Here is a 21,134-nt window from a genome sequence, read left to right on the forward strand (position 1 = left end):
AAGTAGCATTAACGTTTATCTGTTAATGCTACTTTTTTGAGTGACGATTCTATTTTCAATTAAAATTTACTTGCTACTTTAGCTGCTTCTTCAAGACCAGCTGCAATGATTTCTTCTGCTTTATCTGGGAATTGGTTATGTCCTTCAATAACTACTGTTTCCATGTTTGTTGCGCCGAAGAAGCCCATCATGCTTGCTACATATTTAACAGCCATTTCTACTTCTGCTGCTGGACCTTCAGAATATACACCGCCGCGCGCGTTTAATAATGCAATCTTCTTATCTCCAATTAGACCAACTGGACCTTCTGGCGTATATTTAAATGTTTTACCAGCTCGGTTTAAATAATCAATATATGTGTGTAATACTGCTGGAATCGTTAAGTTCCATAATGGGAAACCGAAAACGACTTTATCAGCTTCTAGGAATTGATTTAAATACTTATCAGCAACTGCTACTGCTTTTGCTTCCTCTTCAGTTAAATCAAACCCTTTACCAGCTTTGAATGTACCATTAATCATATCTACGCCTACATATGGTAATTCTTCTTTATATAAATCAAGTTCTACTACTGTATCGTTTGGATGCGCTTCTTTGTAACTTGCTAAAAACGCTTCATATAATTTTACACTAACTGCTTGTTCCGCTGGACGGTTGTTTGCTTTTACGAATAAAACTTTTGTCATTATGTTTTCCTCCTAGTACTAACTCTTCTGTTGTTATATGCTTTCAAAAAAGGTATCCCTTGTAATTGTTGTTTTGTTGCTTACAAACATATTTTATCTTTATATAAAGACAATTTCGTCCTCACATAGACGTATTTTTCCATAAAAAAAGTCCACCTTCTAAAGGCGAACTAGGTCTTACGACTTTCGTCTTATACAATTCCATTTTTCACTGCATATAATGCTGCTTGCGTACGATCAGATAAATTCAACTTACTCAAAATACTACTTACATGAGCTTTTACCGTTTTTTCCGTAATAACTAAAACAGAAGCGATTTCTTTATTACTCATCCCTTTCGCTAATAGCTGCAATACTTCATTTTCTCTCGCTGTTAACACGTCCACTTGAATAGAAGGCTCTTCTTCCTTTTCTTCTACAGGTAATGTTTGAGAGAGAAGAGCATTTGCTATATCAGGATGTAATTGAATATTACCTTTATATGCACTTCGAATAGCCTCAACAAGCTGATCCGGTTCTACATCTTTTAAAATATACCCGCTTGCTCCAGCCCTTAATGCTGGTAACACATGCGCCTGATCAGAAAAGCTAGTTAATACAATTACTTTCACATCCGGATATTCTTTTTTAATACACGCTGTCGCCTCAACACCATCCATTTCGGGCATATATAAATCCATTAGTACAACATCAGGATTCGTCTCCCCTACTTTCATTAGTGCCTCTTTCCCATTACTTGCTTCTCCAACTAACTCTATATCTTCCTGTGTACTTAAGAAAAATGCTAATCCTTTTAAAACGACTGTATGATCATCAACTAACAATACTTTTATTTTCACAAACTTCCCTCATTTTCACATCATAATGGTACGTTTATTTTTACACTTGTCCTTTTCTTATCACTTACAATTTTAATTGTTCCACCGACTAATTCTACTCTTTCTCGCATCGTAGTCATGCCAAGTGATTTCTTCTCTTTTATATCCTTTTCTACAAAGCCGTTTCCTTGATCGACTATTTCTAATGATACATTCTTCTCCGTCACTTTGAAATAAATCGTCGCTTCCCTAACATTTGCATGCTTACTTACATTATTTAAAGCTTCTTGTCCAATTCTCCATAGCGCTTCCTCTACTACGCGTGGCAAATCACGGACACCTGTAACTTGTTCTCGAATTTTCAATCCCAAACTTTCACCATATTGCTTTAAAGCTGGTAATAATCCTTTCTCCAAACCCGCTGGACGTAATTGCCAAATTAACGTCCTCATTTCTTTTAAAGCTCCTTGCGCTAGTTCACGCATGTCATGCAAAGATCGATCCACTTTTTCGTTTTGACCTTTTAAAACCGCCTCAGCGCCTTTTGTCATAAAGGTTAACGAAAATAGCTTTTGTGAAACAGAGTCATGTAAGTCCCTTGCTAATCGATTTCTTTCTTCCATTCGTACGAGTTCACGTCGTTGCTCATTTAACCTTAAATTTTCTATCACGAAAGAAATATGATTTGTTATTGCTTGAAGTACATCTAACGTATTTACATCAAATTCACCATTATTTGAACTAACACATAAAACACCAAATATGTGAGTTTGAATCTGTATTGGGGTGGCGATAACCGTCCTATTAGAGGCTACCTTATGACTGATTTGATCGTTTAATAAAATAGGTTCACCTTTTTCTAACGCTTCTTTCGCTGCTTCTTTTATATCCTCGTGCCATTCTTCCTGGCAATAAGATGCCCGCAAGGATAATTCTTTCTCTTCCCTAATAAAGAATGCGACTTGATTCCACTGAAACACTTCACCTAATTGATTTACAACTTTTTCAGGCAATATATTAAATTGATGAATCGTTCTTAAAACTTGAATGAAACGTTCTAATTTCACATAATAATGCGCTCTTCGCTTTTCATTTTCATATAACTTTGCTCGTTTTAAAGCCGTTCCAATTTGGAAGGCAACTGATTGAAGCAATACTAATTCTTCTTCTGAAAAATGTGTTTTACCTGGGCTTGCCACATTTAACAAACCAAATTTTTCTCCTCCAGCCTTTAAAGGAACCGTAGCATGATGAAGAATCCCTTCTGTATCTCCCCAATTATATTCAATTGCGTTATTAATTCTTTTACATTCAATAATATTAACAGCTCTCTCTAACTTTCCATCCACAAAGCCACGTAAACACCAACATTCCCCTTCACACATCGGGCGTTTATTTTCATATGTAAGTGCCTCTGGTAATTGATAATCAATTAATTTTGTATATCTACCATTTTCATCCGCAAGAAATATCCATCCTGTCGTTAAACCTGTTACACTAAGTAATTTTTCTAGCACTGCTTGTAATACATGGTATGTATCATTTGATGTATTTAGCGTTTCTGCAATCTCTTTTAATATAACTAATTCATTTGTACGATTCTCTTGAAACATAATTCGTCTCCTACATACAAGATTTTACATAGTTCCTAACATAAATCATCTACTTTTCACTTTGTACTTATTCGTAACATTGATATAATGGTGAAAACATAGTTTTCATTATATCACCTGAGGGGGCTTTTCATAATGACATTAAATAAAGCACTTACTATCGCTGGTTCTGACACAAGTGGCGGTGCTGGTATACAAGCAGATTTAAAAACATTCCAAGAACTTGGTGTATACGGAATGACATCACTTACGACAATCGTAACGATGGATCCACATAACGGTTGGGCACATAACGTATTCCCAATCCCAGCTTCTACATTAAAACCACAATTAGAAACGACAATTGAGGGCGTTGGCGTAGATGCTTTAAAAACAGGTATGCTTGGATCAGTAGAAATTATTGAAATGGTTGCAGAAACAATCGAAAAACATAATTTCAAAAATGTAGTAGTTGACCCTGTTATGGTATGTAAAGGTGCTGATGAAGCATTACATCCTGAAACGAATGATTGCTTACGTGACGTTCTTGTTCCAAAGGCATTAGTTGTAACACCAAACTTATTTGAAGCTTACCAATTAAGTGGCGTCAAGATTAATTCTCTTGAAGACATGAAAGAAGCAGCGAAAAAGATCCATGCTTTAGGTGCGAAATATGTCCTAATTAAAGGCGGTAGCAAGCTTGGTACGGAAACTGCAATCGACGTCCTATATGATGGAGAAACATTCGACCTTCTAGAATCAGAAAAAATTGATACGACAAATACACACGGCGCAGGTTGCACATATTCTGCTGCAATTACAGCAGAACTTGCAAAAGGAAAACCTGTGAAAGAAGCAGTAAAAACTGCTAAAGAATTTATCACAGCTGCTATCCGTTATTCATTCAAGATCAACGAATACGTAGGCCCAACACATCACGGTGCATATCGTAAATTCGTTGTATCAAAAGAGCTTGTCTAACCTATAAATAAAAACACCCACAGAGTGTGTATTTTCCCTCTCTGTGGGTGTTTTTATTTATAAGCTCTTCTGGTCATCTTATCTTTAAGATGCAGAACTAACCTGATTTCTACCATTTCTTTTGGAGTAATATAATGCATCATCAGCAGCTTGAATAAATTGCTCTGGTGATTGTTCATATACTGAAACGCCTACTGAAACTGTAATTTTTATTTTTGTTCCATTTAACAATTCGAATGAATGGTTTTCAACAGCTGTGCGAACTTTTTCCCCCGTATGCATTCCGTAAGCTAATCCCTTCTTTGGTATCAAAAGCGCGAACTCTTCTCCACCTTTTCGAAAGGACAAATTTGGGAACGGTGAAACTTCCCTTAAAATACTACCTATTTGTTTTAACACTTCGTCTCCTGCAGGATGCCCGTACGTATCGTTTACAGACTTGAAGTGATCAATATCTATAAATAGTAAACAAAGTGAATCATTTTTCGTGCGCTTATTACTAATATGATGATTCATTTCTAAATCAAACTGCCTTACGTTTCCTAAACCTGTCAATGCATCTATCGTTGCATATTGCTTCATCTTTTGAAATAACTCATTGGATTGCAATACATAATTTGCGCTTATAAATGTGATATATGCCGCTACACTACTACAAACTAAATATAATGCTACTATAGACATATCTTTAAATAACATAGAAAGTGGCACTATTAAAATAGATAAACTATATACATTAAACCAGATCCACCTTATAAATATAGAAGCTTTCATCCGCCAAATAAAAATAATTCCAACACCTATCAACACAATAGTATAACAAGCCAATTCAGAGGCTAAAGAGTACTCGGTTAAAAATAATCGGGTAATTAAAATAATCGTAACTGTTATACTACTAGCTATCGGACCTCCAATTATAATTGCCAAAATAACAGCTAAATAGCGTAGATCTAACATAATATCCCCAATATGTACGCCAAAGTACATCAACAGTACACTTAATATTCCAGTAAAAATACCTACTACACATTTCTGCCAAAAAGAGAACTCTTCTTTTAACGGTTTATCTCTTAAAAGCTGACCTCCAATAAAAATAAAGGAAAGAATAATTGTTGTGTTTACAAATAAGTCCCTTAACATAAAATAATCTCCCTACTTTTCTATCTATCCCTTTCCTTATTTTATTGTATACGAAATCCCTATAATTCCCAAAGATTTTTATTTATTTTTTGCTGTTCCACGTGAAACAGCAAAAAATAAAAAGGACGAAAATTCGTCCTTTTCACTAACAACAGCGCGATATCTTTCCACCCTTTGCATTAAATCTTGCTTCTTGCGCTTCTGCAAAAAATTGTTTTTGACATACAACTTCTTCTTCTGGATGATGCTTTTTCATATGCTCTACATATGTTTCATAGCTTGGTACCCCAACAAGTAAGCTAATAAAGTGTTTCCTTTGTCCCCATACTTGCCGTAGTCTTTTAAGCATAGTTCCTCGACTCACTTTCATCTTTAGGGATATATGGTGCCTCTTTTAGCGGCATCGGCTTATTTCTTAATACTTGAATCCAAATTCGAATTGCAGAAATTAATACAGCGATTACAACTATCATAAAAATTCCACAAAGTGCCGCATCAATATAATCATTGAAAATAATTTGCTTCATTTGAGCCACATTTTTAGCTGGCGCTAACACTTTCCCCTCATCTAATGCTCCTTGAAACACCTTTGCGTGGGATAGAAATCCTATTTTAGGGTTTTCATGAAATAGCTTTTGATAACCCGCCGTCATCGTTACAATAAGCAATCCGACAGTTGGAATAAGCGTCACCCAAACATATGCCTTTTTTCCCATTTTGAATAAAATTGTCGTTCCAAGTAATAATGCAATACCTGCTAACATTTGATTTGCAATACCGAAAAGTGGCCATAATGTATTAATTCCACCAAGCGGATCAACTACCCCTTGATATAAGAAATAGCCCCATCCTAATACACATAACGTTGTAGCTATTACATTCGCTAATGTAGAATCCGTTTTCCCAAATGGCTTATATACATGCCCTAAAATATCTTGAATCATAAATCGACCTACGCGCGTTCCAGCATCAATCGTTGTTAAAATGAATAACGCTTCAAAGAGAATCGCAAAATGATACCAAAATGCCATCATGGCCGTTCCACCTATTACTTTTGAGAAAATATATGCCATACCTATCGCTAACGTTGGTGCACCACCTGTACGTGATAAAATCGTTTGCTCTCCAACGTTTACAGCGAGATCTTTTAGTTCATTTGGTGTAATAGCAAATCCCCATGAGGAAATAACTTGAGCTGCCTGCGAGACATCTGTACCGATAAGTGCTGCAGGACTATTAATTGCAAAGTACGTTCCCGGTGTTAATACACAAGCTGCAATCATCGCCATGGCTGCTACAAACGACTCCATTAACATTGCTCCATAACCGATTGGCTGTGCGTGTCCCTCTTGCTCAATCATCTTCGGCGTCGTACCTGATGAAACAAGAGCATGGAATCCAGACACTGCACCACAAGCAATAGTAATAAATAAGAACGGGAATAAATTTCCAGAGAACACTGGACCAGTTCCATCAATAAATTTCGAAACTGCTGGCATTTGTAAATCTGGTGCTACAATTAAAATACCGATTGCTAATCCTACAATTGTTCCGACTTTTAAAAATGTACTTAAATAATCACGTGGTGCTAAAAGCATCCAAACTGGTAATGCCGATGCGATAAATCCATATACAATAAGCATTATAGCAATTGTTTCTCCGCTAAACGTGAACATGCTTGCAAGCGCTGGATTTTCCGCTACATACTGCCCTCCAATAAGAGACAGTATAAGTAGGATAATTCCAATTACTGACCCTTCACCAACCCGTCCAGGCCTAATGTAGCGCATATATACTCCCATTAAAATAGCAATAGGAATCGTTGCTGCTATCGTAAACATTCCCCAAGGGCTTCCGACAAGCGCCTTTACTACTACTAATGCTAATACTGCTAATAAAATAATCATAATGCCTAAAATACCAATCATTGCAATAAGTCCTGTAACAGGACCAATCTCATCTTTAATCATTTCACCGAGAGATTTACCATTACGTCTCATCGAAGCAAATAAAATGACAAAATCTTGCACAGCTCCAGCGACAACTACCCCTACAATAATCCATATTGTCCCTGGCAAATATCCCATTTGTGCCGCCAAAATCGGTCCTACTAAAGGACCAGCCCCAGCGATTGCTGCAAAATGATGCCCAAATAATACCCATTTATTTGTCGGAACATAATCTTTTCCATCATTTAATGTATGAGCTGGCGTTTGTCGATTATTATCTAAACCGAATACCTTTCTCGCTATAAATCTACTATAAAAGCGATAAGCAACTGCATACACACATACCGCAGCTACTAAGAGCCATACAGCATTAATAGTTTCACCTTGTGATAAAGCTATTACACCAAAAGCCCCGGCTCCTACTGCTGCAATAACTCCCCAAAGTAAAATCGACTTCAATGTTCTCACATACAATCCCCCCAATACTATTTCTTAGTGGGATTGTACTAAATTTTCTGAATATTTAACTTAAATCCTCCCTATCATGAAGGATTTTTAGTTTATCATGTTAAAAAAATTGCATTATCTGCTATAATTCAATTTTATTTCGAAGTCGTTTCACATAATTACGACTTACTGGAATCGGTTGCTCATCATATTTATCTAAATACAGATTATATGTGCCATTATAGTAAGGCTTTAACTCTTGTACATATGACATATTAATTAAATAACTTTTATGCACACGTAAAAAATCATATGCATTTAGCTTATTTTCTAGCTCCTGGAGTGTATATGTTGAAATATACTGATTATTTGTTGTATAAATTGAAACTGTTTTGTTTTCCTTATTTTTGCTTACATATACAATATCTTCAGGGAAAATATACCGAATCCCCTCTTGACCTTCTATCGGTAGTTTACGCAAATAGCTCTTTGCTTTCTCACCTTGCTCTTTAGCCATTCTATATAAAAGGAATTGCAAATCTTCCTCGCGAAATGGGCGTAGTAAATAATAAACTGCTTGAAAACGAAATGCTGTAATGGACTCTTCTATATCTTCACCCATAAAAATAAATTTCGTATAACAATTTACTTCCCGTAATAAACTCGCATATTCAAAACCCGTTCCATCTAGTAATTTTGAATTTAAAAAAACAAAATCTGGTGTATGCTTCTTCATCATAAATAATGATTCTGTTCCTGTATTTGCTTCAAAACATTCTACATTCCTTATATTTTCAGTAAATTTTTCAACTAAACTTCTTCGCTCTTCTGCATCTTCCATGATCAGTAAAATTTTCATTTCTTCAACCACCTAATTCTTTTGTCCGTATGTCCTGTTGTATACATTCGCTTTTATAAGGAACATTCCCTTTTTCTTACTATACCATTATTTATCTAAAAAAACAGAAAAAAGGGAACCATCATGGTTCCCCCTGCCCTTTTTTCCGTTATTTGTAGGCAGTAAAACCCACTGAATGAGAAAACATGGGCTCTTAGTTTTACTACTCTAAAACATAATTGGTACGGACCAATAATTGAGATCACTTACCGATTAAAGTTTTACCTTATACTAATTCTCGTTGTTTCGTTTCTTGCCCAAGTATAATTACAGCAAATACGCCTATTAAAATTGATCCACAGAAAATCGTAAATATTAGTGATAGTGAAGCCTGTAAAGCAACTAAATATCCTACTAATAGCGGTCCAAGAATACCACCAATACGACCGAATGCTGCCGCCATCCCTGCACCTGTACCACGAATAACTGTTGGGTATTGTTCAGGTGTATAAGCATATAATGCACCCCAAGCACCTAAATTAAAGAATGATAGTAACATGCCTGCTACGATTAATACCGTTAATGACTCTGCCACTCCAAATAAGTAAGCACTGCAAGCTGTACCAATTAAATACGTAACTAAAACAAACTTACGACCAAGACGTTCAATAAACCAAGCAGCTGTGAAATAACCTGGTAATTGAGCTAACGTCATAATAAGTACGTATTGGAAACTTTTTATTAAACTAAATCCTTTTAATACCATTACACTAGGTAACCAAAGGAACATGCCATAATAAGAGAAGACAACAGAAAACCATAAAATCCATAACATAATTGTTGCCTTACGATATTCCCCAGACCAAACTGACTTTATATTTTCGATAACGGATGGCCTTTTTTCAACCTTTTGGAATCTTGGAGAATCCGGTAAATTCCATCTTAAATATAAAGCGTATAGTGCCGGAACCGCACTCAATATCATCGCAACTTCCCAACCATATTTCGGTATAACAAAATACGAGATAAGAGCTGCGATTAGCCATCCACCTGCCCAAAAACTTTCTAATAGCACAACTATTTTGCCACGTTCATGTGCTTCAACACTCTCCGATACTAATGTAGAAGCAACTGGAAGTTCTCCACCAAGCCCCATACCAATTAAAAATCGTAAAACAAGGAACATAGCAAGTGTCGTCGTTAAAGCCGTTAAACCACTACCGATAGAAAATAATAATAATGTAATAATAAAGACTGATTTCCGCCCTATTTTATCTGATAGTATTCCAAAAACGAGCGCCCCGACCGCCATACCAATTGAATTAATACTGCCTATCCAGCCCATTTCTTGGGTACTTAATCCCCAATCTTTTTGCAGCGCTACCATTACAAATGAAAGCATTCCAACATCCATTGCATCAAATAACCATCCAAGCCCCGCTATACCAAGTAGCTTTCGCTTCGAAATTTCTTTCACCTTGCCCACAAGAAGTCCTCCTTACACAGCTGTCTTTACACATCATTTTACATGTGTGAATTGTATAAGTAAAATACTTTCGGTAAAAAATTCTCCTTCATCATTCCCAAAAAGTAAAATACTTATCCGACTATTTGAGGGCAGTAAGACCCCTCACCTCAAAATTCAGCTGAAGCAAAGAGAGATAGATAAAAAAACCATGGTCATTAAACACCCGATTAGTGAGTGTCCGCAATCGGTAGTAGATGAATAAAAACGCACTTTATTAAAAATGGACAAATAAAAAAGTAGCGATAGAACGCTACTTTTTTGAACGCATGACTTCTTTTAAAAATTCCGCTAATACTAACTGACGACGCCAACGCGTTGGATTGCTACACAATCTATAAAACCACTCTAAATGGATCGCTTGAACCCATTTTGGTGCACGTTTTACCTCTCCAGCCCATACATCTAAACTTCCGCCTACTCCAACGGCCATTTTCGTTTCTAAACGATGCTTATTCGTTTGGATAAAGTTCTCTTGTCTCGGGAAACCAAGTGCAACAAGCAATAAGTCTGGTTTTGCCTTTTGAATACGAGAAACAATATTCTCTTCTTGTTCTTGTTTAAAATACCCATCTTGTATACCCACAATAGATACAGCTGAATACGTCTTCGTTAAATGATCTGCTGCAGCTTGTACAACATGCGGTTTTGCACCTAATAAGAAAACTGATACTGGTTTATTGTCTTCTGATAACGCCGCAAGTAAATTACACATTAAATCAAAACCTGCTACACGTTCCTTTACAGGTGTACCTAACATACCACTTGCTTTTACGACTCCAATACCATCAGGTGTAATTAAATCTGCATTTAATAATGTTTGATGGAATGCTTCATCCTTTTTTGCACACATAACAATTTCAGGATTTGCTGTTACTACCTGAAAAGTATGTGTTCGCTCCACTTCTAGTTGTTCTTTTAAATATTGGACCGTTTCATCCATTGTCATTGTAGAAAAAGGAACGCCTAGAATATCAACTGTTTGTACTGCCATAGTTAACTATCCTCTCTATCATTACAAGTTTTTCGCTATTAATTGCTTATATGTTTCCTTTGTATCTTCATATAGTTTTTGAAGTGAGAAGTTCATAATAGCATGCTCATAAATATGTTTCCCCATTGCTGCTAATTCTCCAGTTTTCCACTTATCATACGCTTCTTCTAATGCTAATGCTAATGCCTTTCCATCATCTGTTGGCACAATCCATCCATACGTTTCATCTACAATTAATGGTTCAATCTCTCCAGCCCTAGTCACAATTGATGGTACGCGTTGATTTGCCGCTTCTAATAAAACTAGTGGGAATCCTTCACTATGGGAGGTTAATAAATTCACATGTGACGACGCAAATAATTGTTTTACATCTTGACGATGCCCTAAAAACTCGACTTTATTATTAATCCCTTTTTCAGTAGCCAATGACTTTAGATTTTCTTCTAACGGGCCATCGCCAACTAACAATACTTTAATTTTCTCTAATTTTGTTCGTTGTAACGCATCAAATAGAACTTCATGTCCTTTCACAGGATGCAATCTTGCTACTTGGATTGCCGTAAATACATCTTCATCAATATTGAACATTTCTTTTTTATTATAACCTTCTGCTTTTTCATTATCGTATTCAATTCCATTATAAATAACATGCATCTTTTCATTAGAAATACCTAAAGCAGCTAAACTTTTCTTTAATCTATTTGTTACAACAAAAAATAAATCTATATTTTTTAAGGCTTTCAAATTCAATTTCGTAAAAATCCAACCTTTTAAGCCTTGTTTAGTAAAGTCTTCAAATGGATCACTATGAATAGTCGTTACCCATTTTGCCGTTATTCTCTTTTTCATTAAAGAAACATAGAAATTAGCCCTAGGACCATGCGTATGAACTATATCAAATTTTTCATTATTAATGAATTCGCTTATATTCTTTAAAATAGATAAATCATAGCGGGATTTTTGTGAAAACACATGGACTTTTATCCCTAACTCTCTTGCTTCTTTCGCAACAATTCCATCTTCAAATACCGCTAATTCTACTTCACCAGTTGGAAACTGATCGAGAAGTGAAATAATATGTGTTTTCCCTCCCCCATCTTCTGCTCCTGCATTCATATGCAATATCCTCATATTTTTTCCTCCTTTAAATCCTCGCCACATTTCCATCTATCTTTATTTTACTGTACTAAAAAATAAAAGCTAACAAAAGTTAGCTTTTATTTTAATCATTCAATTTCTAAGTCTACAATTAGATAAGCTAACACCACTACAAAGTAGATCCCAACTCCTGGTGCTGTTAAAATATGTCCTGCAATATAGGCAATACCTAATGCTAACAATAAGCTTGCTGCAATCATTCCATATTTTATATTAAATATCTCTTTAAACCTTGTAATAAATACTAGTAGGATTCTTAAGCCGTAATAAATAAATGGAATCATTAGTAATGCAAAACCAATAATCCCAAAGTCATAAAACCAATCATGGAAGTCCATTTCAATTAGCTTTGGATCTGGCTGCTTTTGTTCATTATATTTAAAATTACCTGCATAACCCATTCCTAATAACTTTTGTGACATTGGCGCTTCTTTAAAGAACTGCTTATGTCTTTCTTCATATACTTGACGTCCGCTGAAAATAAGATTTTCTTGATTTTCTTTCTTTTGCTCTTTCTCAAGCTCTTTCTTAACTTCCTCTTCTATCTTCGCCTTTTCTTCTGGCTTTTCAACTTTATGATGCTTTTCTTCTTTTGCTTTAAGTTCTTGCTCTTTTTTCAGCTTTTCTTTAATTTCTTTTTCCTTTTGACCTTGCTGTGCCACATTTTGCTCTGATAAATAGTTATTGTGAATACCCATATTTTGTGCTAATGGCGTTTGTTTAAACGTTCCAACTACACCAGCTAATAGGACAATAGCAATTACTGCATTAAACGCAAGGGATTTTTTGTTCGGATTTTTTCTATCAAATAATAATTGTAGTACAATGATTCCGATTGCTGCCGCTAACGTAGCACCAATTGAGCCCATTCCTACTTTCGTACCGACCTGAATTAATGAGTAAATCATTAAAAGCGATGGAATCCAATATAAAACGTGTTTCCAGCTCTTTGTTTTTTGAATAGAATATAGTACCACAATAGGGAAAATAATAGCTAAGATTGAACCTAGTTCATTCCCTGCATAGAACCAACCTCGAGAACCTACCTTCATCCATTCATAACTACCAAAATCAGTAGATGTTGAAATAGAAATAACCATAATTGCGTTAATGATTAATGTAGCATATACAATACTATTTCGAACCTTATCACTAATATTAACTTTCTTTTTCAATGATTTTAAAGCTAAAATGTATGATCCCAGCATGATATATATATATAATGCTTTCGCAACGAATTTAACTTCTTCACTAAGTACAATAGGATCCTTAACTAGTTTATTATTAATAAATCCTACCCCTAAAACTCCGGCTAATAATATAAGATAAATTAAAAACTTTCTATTTTCCTTCTCTTTTGCCTGAATTAAAATGTAAATACCACCAACAGCCATAATAAGGAATCTTACTAAAATTCCAACGGTAGCACTTGACTTTAATAAAGTGATGCTAAGAGACGTTAATAAATCTAAAACAGGCTGTAAAATAATAAAAAAGAGCAAAAAACGCTCAAATCTAACCCTAGCTTGATTTGCTAACATTCCAAGACCTCCATACAAAATCTTAACATTATCTTTTAATCATAATTTTTTATCATTCAAACACACCTAGCAATTATAACATAACTCATATTCAAATCGAGAACTATTTTTCCAGCTAAAACTAGCCAGGACAAGTATTAACCAGTAATAGAAATTACTGTTCTTTCGCTATACTCCTTATTTTTACAAAAGCTATCTAACAACCATCCCCTTATTTTTGTCAGTATATACATATTTTTTTATCATTTTATACAGATGTAAACAACATACCTACCATTGTAACATTTTACCAACTAGGTAACATCAAAAAAATGTAAAATTAATCTTTTCATATCTTTTTCAAATTACTTTATAGCTATTTTCCAAACATTTTCAAACGCTTTCTTTATGTATTTTATCCGTTTTTCTACATGTAGCGAAAAGTAATTGTTATTTCCAATACTTTAGTGTATATTTTTTCTCTGGAACATCTTTAAGAGGAAGGGATTAAGGCCATGTTATTAATCGATATATTTACGTTTCTTGGCATTATCGCCGCTGCCATTTCTGGTACATTAGTTGGTTTAAAAAAAGATTTAGATTTATTCGGTGTCCTTTGTTTAGCTGTAGCTACTGCGCTCGGCGGCGGTATTATTCGTGATATTATGATCGGTAACCTGCCTCCCGTCGCATTTGTTAAACCCATTTACTTTTTCGTAAGCGTATTATCAGCATTATTTACTTGTATGTTTTTTGAGCGTATCAATAAACTTCAAGTTGTTATTATGCTTTCTGACGCTGTTGGCTTAGGCGTTTTTACAGCTATTGGTGCAAATGCGGCAATGTCACATCATGTTGACGCCTCATTTTTAGTTGTTTCAATGGGAGTCATTACAGGTATTGGAGGCGGTATTTTGCGTGACATTTGCGCTCAAGATATCCCCTACGTCTTCCGAAAAGAAATTTACGCCATCGCTTCTATTTTAGGGGCAATTAGTTTCCTAATCACATATGCAATGGGGGCACACGTATTGGCATTCTATGTTTGTTTATTAGTAACATTCATTATTCGCGTTGTCACTGTCATATATAATGTACATTTCCCAGTTTTCTTTAAAACACATGCTAAAATTAATAAAGGTCATTAAGAGAATTCTATATGGAATTCTCTTAATTTATATACTATTCTACACACTAACATAGAGTAATTGCATATAACAATATATAATTATATTAGAACCAAAAAATGAAAACGCTTTACAAACAGGGGGAAGAACGATGCTTGGGGTTTTTAAAAAACATAACAATAAAACAAACGTAAGTATACTTGAATTAAGTAAGAATCAACAAATCACTTTTAATGTTCCTACTAATTCTGAACTGAAAATTCAAATGGATATGCTACATATTTCAAAAGAAGATTTACAAATCGTAAAGGTACTACAGCCCTTTATTTATGAAGAAATTGATTGGATTACCGAAAAATTCTATTCCAATATTACAAAACAGCCTAATTTAATTACGATTATCGAACGTTATAGCTCTATTCCAAAACTAAAGCAAACTTTAAAAACACATATAAAAGAATTATTTAGCGGAGATATGCATGAAGACTTTATTGAACAACGTGTTAGAATTGCCAAAAGACATGTACAAATTGGGTTACATAGAAAATGGTATACTGCCGCTTATCAAGAATTATTCCGCTCTATCATGAAGATTTTAAAAACGAAAATTACAACAATTGACGATTTTTCTTATTCCATAAACGTAATAAACAAATTATTTACTCTTGAACAAGAACTCGTTATTGCGGCTTATGAATCTGAATATGAAAGAATGCAAAAAGAACTTGAAAAAGAAAAAGAGATAACAGCTATGACCATTACGCATATTGCAACAGAACTAGCATCTGTATCTGAAAAAACAAGCGCTTCTATTCAGCAGTTAACCGCTAGATCTGAAACGATTGTAGAAATTGCTAAAACAGGTACGTCATTAGCTACAACATCAGAAGAAAAAGCAAATAAAGGTAAAGAACAATTAAATGAGCAAAATAAACGAATGGAATACATTCAAACGAACATGGAAACGATTATTACAGATACGCATGAACTTCTCGATATTTCTAACAAAATTAACGAAATTATAGATATTGTAAAATCAATTGCCGAGCAAACAAATTTACTCGCACTAAATGCTGCAATTGAATCTGCGCGTGCTGGGGAATTTGGCAAAGGCTTTTCTGTTGTAGCTGGAGAAATTAGAAAGTTATCAGAGCAAACGAAAGAATCTATATTTAACGTTACAAAGCTCGTTGAAAAAACAAATGAACAGATTGTTCGTGTCTCTTCTTCCGTGAAACAAATTAGCTCTCTCGTATCTGAAGGAACTGATAGTATGTCTGCAACGGATCAATACTTCCAAGAAATCGTAAAAGACATGTCTAACTCGAAAGAACAGAATAAAAAAATTGAGAATGAGTTAGAAACCATTTCACAAGTAATGAAAGGAATTCAAGACGATTCCTCAAAAATGGCTCTAACAGCCGATAGTTTACAACTGGAATTAAATCGATAGAGTGAAGTTTATGTCAGTAGAGATATTTTATCCCTGCTGACTCTTAGCTTTCATCTTCTATCCATAAAAAAAGAATCCAAACTGGATTCTTTTTATTTTCTGAAAAATATTTTTTGACAATACACATAACTCATATAAACACCAAAGCTCTGCAAAATAAACAATGCTGGCATAATTACATTGTAATATGCCATATCTACTTGGAAGAGCTTTAACAATACGTAGCCACTAGTTAAAAATAAGAACAACATATATCCCTCATTTTGTTGTTTCTTAATAAGGAAGTGTAATAGAGCTATAGTCATAAATAATGTTAAGGCTATATATATCAGTTTTTCACATTTAAAAAGAATAGAATTTATTCCCTCATCTGAAAACTGATTTATCATCGGTTCTAAAAGTTTAAATCTTTCTCCCTCAATCTCTTTTAACTTTTGATCAATATGCTCTGTTACACTTTGATTTTTCGATACTCTTTCCTCATGTTGCGTTTTTCCAATTAAGACAGATTGAACATACGTCTCATTCGTAATCGTATATTGTGACAGTCCCATTGTCTTAATTCCATAATTCACACTAAAATGAGCACTATAAAATAGAATAAGTATCCCTATCATCTTTAGTAACACTTTTTGTTTCGTTGCTGATTGAAACACTTCAATTAATAATACATATATCGTGATAAAAATAGGAAGAAATAATCCCATTGGGAAAATCATATTACTACATGCAAATAAAATCGCTGAAAACACCCACATATAAGGATGATCTAATCCTTTATATAAAAGTATGTAGCAAGCAAAATAAAATAAAAATATTGCAAGTGACTCAGGAGTTAATACGGAACTCATGAATATATTTGGAATATACAGAGCATAAAATGTGGAAGCAATACGACCGCATTCTTCTCCAAAAACTATTGCCGCAATACGATAAATAAAAAATGCAGTTCCTGCGCAAAATAACACATTAAATAGTTGTAAAGCAAATAATGTATCACCAAATATACGAATAATTACTGACTCATATATAATAAACGGCAAATGAGTTATAGTCCCTATATTATTACCAATTGCAATCTCCTTTGCAGACTCATACATCATTTTCATATCACCAATTATTGGAGCATCTACAAATAACAGCATACTAAGCCTCACAACTATAGATATACTTATAAGAAAAATAAGAAATTGTTTGTCTGTAAAACGATATTGTAAAATTGATGCCACTAACAAAATGAGTATGACGAAAATTGCCAATATGATTGTTACACTTGTTGTACTTCCCCCAAAAAATTGCTTACTTGTCTCAAATGCTGTCCAACAACTATAAACAAAAAATGCAAGCATCGCACCAATCGTAATTTTATTGAAGAAAGATGAAAAATTTGTTTGTATATGATTCATATGTCCATTGCACCTCTATTTCCATTCATAACAAAACGATTCTATCATGAATGGGTACACGGCTGATAGGGAATTTCTATGACAAATACATAGTCATTACTTTTTGCTTGCAATGTAAGCGAATCCTCTTTTACACTACATTTTAGATAAAATAAATTTTCTTTCAGTTAACATGAATACAAATACAGAAGTTTAAATAATCCTCTTTTGGAATACGCTTTACTTTATTAAATATCTAATATGAGTAATCCACTTACACATATTATTCTGATTGAAAACAGACTATAGGGGCTGAATATATGGAAAAGAAATTCATGCGAGAATCTAAAGCAATTAAAACAACACGTGTTTTTCCTAACGATTTAAATAATCACCAAACACTTTTTGGAGGGAAATTATTAGCAGAAATTGATAGTATTGCTTCAATTGCGGCTGCAAGACATAGTCGTAAACATTGCGTAACAGCATCTATTGATTCAGTTGATTTTTTAACTCCAATTCACCAAGCTGATTCTGTTTGTTATGAAGCATTTGTATGTTATACAGGGAAATCTTCAATGGAAGTTTTCGTAAAAGTAATCGCAGAAAATTTATTAGAAGGTGAGCGTAGAATTGCCGCCACTTGCTTCATTACATTTGTGGCAATAAAAGACGGAAAACCTTCGTCCGTACCACAAGTACTTCCTGAAACTGAAGAAGAACATTGGTTACACACAACCGGTTCAGAACGCGCGGAAAATAGAAAAAAAGGACGTTTAAAAAGTAAAGAAATGGCTGAGGTTTTAACTTTAAATAAACCTTGGAATATATAATGTTATTTAGCACAGGTGAGCATTCCTTTATCTTCACCTGTGCTTTTTTATTACAAATTAAATTATAAGTTACATATAGCTATCTAAGCATAACGTCTATTCTTAAAATCCCCCACTAACTTGTCCTTTATTTTTATCTACTATTAGTGGTATAGTAGATAATGTTTACTAAACAAGAATGATGCCTATTATTTGTAAAGGATGGTGCAATATGTCTGTTGAAGTACCAATTGTAATACCTAAAACCTTGATTATTATTCCCGCTTACAATGAAGAGGAAGCGATTGCAGATACATTAACAAGACTTTTAGAATTAAAAGAACATTTTGTAGGATTAGATATTTGTGTAATTAATGATGGATCTATGGATAAAACATCTGAAATTGTTACAACATTCCCAGTCCATCTTGTAAATCTACCTTATAATTTAGGAATTGGATCAGCTGTACAGACTGGATATAAGTATGCTTATGAAAATAGTTATGATATCGCTATTCAATTTGATGCTGATGGACAGCATAACCCCGATGATTTATATAAAATCATCCAACCTATAGCTGAAGATCAATGTGATATGGTACTAGGGTCTCGATTTACGGAAAAAACCGCATATAAAGGCAGTCTTTCAAGAAGAATTGGAATATTTTATTTTACTGCCCTACTAAAATTACTAACAAAACAAACATTTATGGATCCAACATCTGGTTATCGTTCTATTAATCGCAAGGTAATTGAAATTTTCGCACAAAATTATCCGAAAGATTATCCAGAACCCGAAGTACTCATTCACTTAAAAAAGAAAAGTCTTCGCATTAAAGAAATATCTGTAAATATGCAAGAGAGACAAGGTGGACAATCTTCTATTACACCGTTAAAGTCTGCATATTACATGATTAAAGTCAGCTTGGCTATATTAATGCAAAAAATTGTGAAAGGTTGATAATCCATGCCCATAATTACCTTTTCATTTATCTTTATTCTATTATTATTTTTCCTGATTATTAACTCGATACGTAAAGGAACTTTAGAAACAAAATACGCCATTCTTTGGATTTTTGTTTGTATCGCAATGGCGATTTTAAGCTCTACAGATAAGATTATAAATTGGATTGGGAAGCTATTGCACGTAGAATACCCACCATCTGTTTTATTCCTGTTCGGACTTTTATTCTGCTTTATTTTAATTTTTGATTTAACTCGTAAGGTTTCTAAACAGCATCACCAACTTGTAACATTGACACAAGATTATGCGTTGCTAAAACAAAAATTAAATAATAAAGAACAAAATGATTCTTTACACGATGCATAATTAAAAATGACCTACTTTCTAAAATAGAAAGTAGGTCATTTTTATATACCATTTAAATGTAAATTCTTTGATAGATTTAATAAGATTATTTACTTACTTTAGAAATGGCCTGCTAATCCTCATAACAGTTGCGACAATACCTACACCTATCATTATAAATAGCATTGGCATCAATGGAAGCGCATATCGATCATATGCAAAGTATAAGCTATTGAAAAAGGTTTGGAATAAAACATTTATCCATAAGAATGAATACTCTCTCCACCTTCTCCAACAGAATGCAAATGCTAGGATAGAGCAAATTATGAAGCCTGTTTTAATTGTGTCATAAATCTTCTTCATATCTTCTCCAGATATATCAAAAATACTAATTGTGGTGCCTGGATAATAATATGCTTTTTCCCAGAAAATTTGTGGTTTTAAAATTAAATAACTCTTTATCATTGACGCTTTATCTGTATGCCACCATTCCTTAATACGGTCCATCGCTACTTCTTGCTGCTTCGCCATTAACTCATGCGCTTCTATACCTGGATATTTTGCAAAGATTTCTGCATCGATTTCTTCCACACTTTTCCCAGATGGATAACCTTCACCTTGATATGTGCCAAGTAGTAAAGGATTACCTGAACCAGCTGTAAGCGGAATAAACTTGTTAAACTGAACATAGTTACGTGCCCACCAAGGACCAAGTACAACAAATAGTACCAATACACTAATAAGGGCTTGCTTTACCATTAAACGAGCCGGATAGCGTTTTGCTACAAGATATATAAATAATAGAATTGGATATAAAGCGATTTGTACCCTGAAATATAGTGTTACAAAGTAGAATAATAAAATAATATAAAAATCTTTCATTGAATGCGTATCTGCTAACTTTAAGCTCCAATATAACAGCCCTAGTGATAGAAAGAGATAAGGACTTTCTGTCAACGTTAAGTTTTCCACCACCACTTCAGGTGGATATAGAGCTAATAACAATGCAGCAATCAATCCTACCGCCGGATTTAAAATATATGTACCAATCTTATAAGTCATATAAATACTTAAAATACCAAAAGCTATCATAACTAATTTTGCACATAAAACACCTAAACTTCCATGTCCGAATATGAAAAATATGCCCGCTAATAAAAATACTTGTCCAGGCATAATATGAATAGTTGGTTTTGTCGGATCATGATACGTTAACATACCAGTTTCCAAAAAATTCACGGCATTTTTTTGATACATTAAGTCATCGCTACCAAGTGTCAAATCACTACCATATGTTTTTAAAGTCATTAACCGAAAGATTAGGCCAATAACTAGAATAATACCCAATATTATCAATTCAGGTCTTCGCATATACTTTTGTAACATTCTAAAGCTTCCTC

General features: G+C 34.1%; 19 protein-coding genes and 1 pseudogene. 7 read left to right on the plus strand and 13 right to left on the minus strand.

The window, feature by feature from the left end; genetic code table 11:
• Positions 1–59: 59 nt before the first annotated feature.
• The 3 genes from RCJ96_RS20485 to RCJ96_RS20495 form a co-directional block, all read right to left on the minus strand.
• A complete protein-coding gene (locus RCJ96_RS20485) occupies positions 60–686 on the minus strand; it encodes an FMN-dependent NADH-azoreductase (RefSeq protein ID WP_242304447.1) in 627 nt (208 codons plus the stop codon).
• Between the two features lie 191 nt (positions 687–877).
• Entirely contained in the window at positions 878–1,525 is a 648-nt protein-coding gene (locus RCJ96_RS20490; RefSeq protein WP_000695784.1) for a response regulator, read from the minus strand.
• Between the two features lie 20 nt (positions 1,526–1,545).
• Entirely contained in the window at positions 1,546–3,117 is a 1,572-nt protein-coding gene (locus RCJ96_RS20495; protein ID WP_416503991.1) for a GAF domain-containing sensor histidine kinase, read from the minus strand.
• 135 nt (positions 3,118–3,252) lie between these two features.
• Here RCJ96_RS20495 and pdxK point away from each other — a divergent pair, with 135 nt between their 5' ends.
• Positions 3,253–4,077 (plus strand): pyridoxine/pyridoxal/pyridoxamine kinase, encoded by an 825-nt coding sequence (gene pdxK, locus RCJ96_RS20500; protein WP_000174252.1) that lies wholly within the window; start codon positions 3,253–3,255, stop codon positions 4,075–4,077.
• Between the two features lie 84 nt (positions 4,078–4,161).
• On the opposite strand, the gene RCJ96_RS20505 is transcribed toward pdxK, so the two are convergent.
• The 8 genes from RCJ96_RS20505 to RCJ96_RS20540 form a co-directional block, all read right to left on the minus strand.
• Positions 4,162–5,217, minus strand: a complete 1,056-nt coding sequence (locus RCJ96_RS20505; protein ID WP_416503990.1) for a GGDEF domain-containing protein — start codon at positions 5,215–5,217, stop codon at positions 4,162–4,164.
• Between the two features lie 145 nt (positions 5,218–5,362).
• Positions 5,363–5,566: a YbdD/YjiX family protein gene (locus RCJ96_RS20510; RefSeq protein ID WP_000919824.1), complete on the minus strand. Its 204-nt coding sequence runs from the start codon at positions 5,564–5,566 to the stop codon at positions 5,363–5,365.
• A complete protein-coding gene (gene cstA, locus RCJ96_RS20515; protein WP_001259567.1) occupies positions 5,559–7,634 on the minus strand; it encodes a carbon starvation protein CstA in 2,076 nt (691 codons plus the stop codon). Before cstA ends, RCJ96_RS20510 begins: the two co-directional genes overlap by 8 nt.
• Positions 7,635–7,755: 121 nt before the next feature.
• Positions 7,756–8,472: a LytR/AlgR family response regulator transcription factor gene (locus RCJ96_RS20520; protein ID WP_000698252.1), complete on the minus strand. Its 717-nt coding sequence runs from the start codon at positions 8,470–8,472 to the stop codon at positions 7,756–7,758.
• Between the two features lie 265 nt (positions 8,473–8,737).
• The gene (locus tag RCJ96_RS20525) at positions 8,738–9,937 is read right to left on the minus strand and encodes an MFS transporter (RefSeq protein ID WP_000521096.1); all 1,200 of its coding nucleotides are present in this window, start codon (positions 9,935–9,937) and stop codon (positions 8,738–8,740) included.
• Positions 9,938–10,229: 292 nt separating this feature from the next.
• Complete coding sequence (locus tag RCJ96_RS20530; protein ID WP_416503989.1) at positions 10,230–10,970, minus strand: WecB/TagA/CpsF family glycosyltransferase; 741 nt, start codon at positions 10,968–10,970, stop codon at positions 10,230–10,232.
• Between the two features lie 21 nt (positions 10,971–10,991).
• Positions 10,992–12,101 (minus strand): glycosyltransferase family 4 protein, encoded by a 1,110-nt coding sequence (locus tag RCJ96_RS20535; RefSeq protein ID WP_416503988.1) that lies wholly within the window; start codon positions 12,099–12,101, stop codon positions 10,992–10,994.
• Between the two features lie 95 nt (positions 12,102–12,196).
• Positions 12,197–13,669 (minus strand): O-antigen ligase family protein, encoded by a 1,473-nt coding sequence (locus RCJ96_RS20540; RefSeq protein ID WP_061131908.1) that lies wholly within the window; start codon positions 13,667–13,669, stop codon positions 12,197–12,199.
• Between the two features lie 494 nt (positions 13,670–14,163).
• Between RCJ96_RS20540 and RCJ96_RS20545 the strand changes: the two genes are divergently transcribed.
• The 3 genes and pseudogenes from RCJ96_RS20545 (at position 14,164) to RCJ96_RS20555 (ending at position 16,228) form a co-directional block, all read left to right on the plus strand.
• Positions 14,164–14,796, plus strand: a complete 633-nt coding sequence (locus RCJ96_RS20545; protein ID WP_000924376.1) for a trimeric intracellular cation channel family protein — start codon at positions 14,164–14,166, stop codon at positions 14,794–14,796.
• Positions 14,797–15,046: 250 nt separating this feature from the next.
• A pseudogene (locus tag RCJ96_RS20550) lies at positions 15,047–15,424 on the plus strand (protoglobin family protein); the annotation flags it as partial.
• Positions 15,422–16,228: a methyl-accepting chemotaxis protein gene (locus RCJ96_RS20555; RefSeq protein ID WP_370657705.1), complete on the plus strand. Its 807-nt coding sequence runs from the start codon at positions 15,422–15,424 to the stop codon at positions 16,226–16,228. The pseudogene RCJ96_RS20550 and the gene RCJ96_RS20555, both read left to right, overlap by 3 nt.
• 92 nt (positions 16,229–16,320) lie before the next feature.
• Here the strand turns inward: RCJ96_RS20555 and RCJ96_RS20560 are convergent, their stop codons facing one another.
• The gene (locus tag RCJ96_RS20560) at positions 16,321–17,634 is read right to left on the minus strand and encodes an ArnT family glycosyltransferase (protein WP_416503987.1); all 1,314 of its coding nucleotides are present in this window, start codon (positions 17,632–17,634) and stop codon (positions 16,321–16,323) included.
• Between the two features lie 299 nt (positions 17,635–17,933).
• Between RCJ96_RS20560 and RCJ96_RS20565 the strand changes: the two genes are divergently transcribed.
• From RCJ96_RS20565 to RCJ96_RS20575, 3 genes are all read left to right on the plus strand, one after another.
• A complete protein-coding gene (locus RCJ96_RS20565) occupies positions 17,934–18,446 on the plus strand; it encodes an acyl-CoA thioesterase (RefSeq protein ID WP_061131911.1) in 513 nt (170 codons plus the stop codon).
• Between the two features lie 211 nt (positions 18,447–18,657).
• A complete protein-coding gene (locus tag RCJ96_RS20570; RefSeq protein WP_000110208.1) occupies positions 18,658–19,386 on the plus strand; it encodes a glycosyltransferase family 2 protein in 729 nt (242 codons plus the stop codon).
• 6 nt (positions 19,387–19,392) lie between these two features.
• Entirely contained in the window at positions 19,393–19,755 is a 363-nt protein-coding gene (locus RCJ96_RS20575; RefSeq protein ID WP_001121766.1) for a DUF2304 domain-containing protein, read from the plus strand.
• A gap of 93 nt (positions 19,756–19,848) precedes the next feature.
• Here RCJ96_RS20575 and RCJ96_RS20580 read toward each other — a convergent pair whose 3' ends face one another.
• Positions 19,849–21,120 (minus strand): glycosyltransferase family 39 protein, encoded by a 1,272-nt coding sequence (locus RCJ96_RS20580; protein WP_000939654.1) that lies wholly within the window; start codon positions 21,118–21,120, stop codon positions 19,849–19,851.
• Positions 21,121–21,134 lie beyond the last annotated feature (14 nt).

The organism is Bacillus sp. BSL6, from assembly GCF_052928345.1.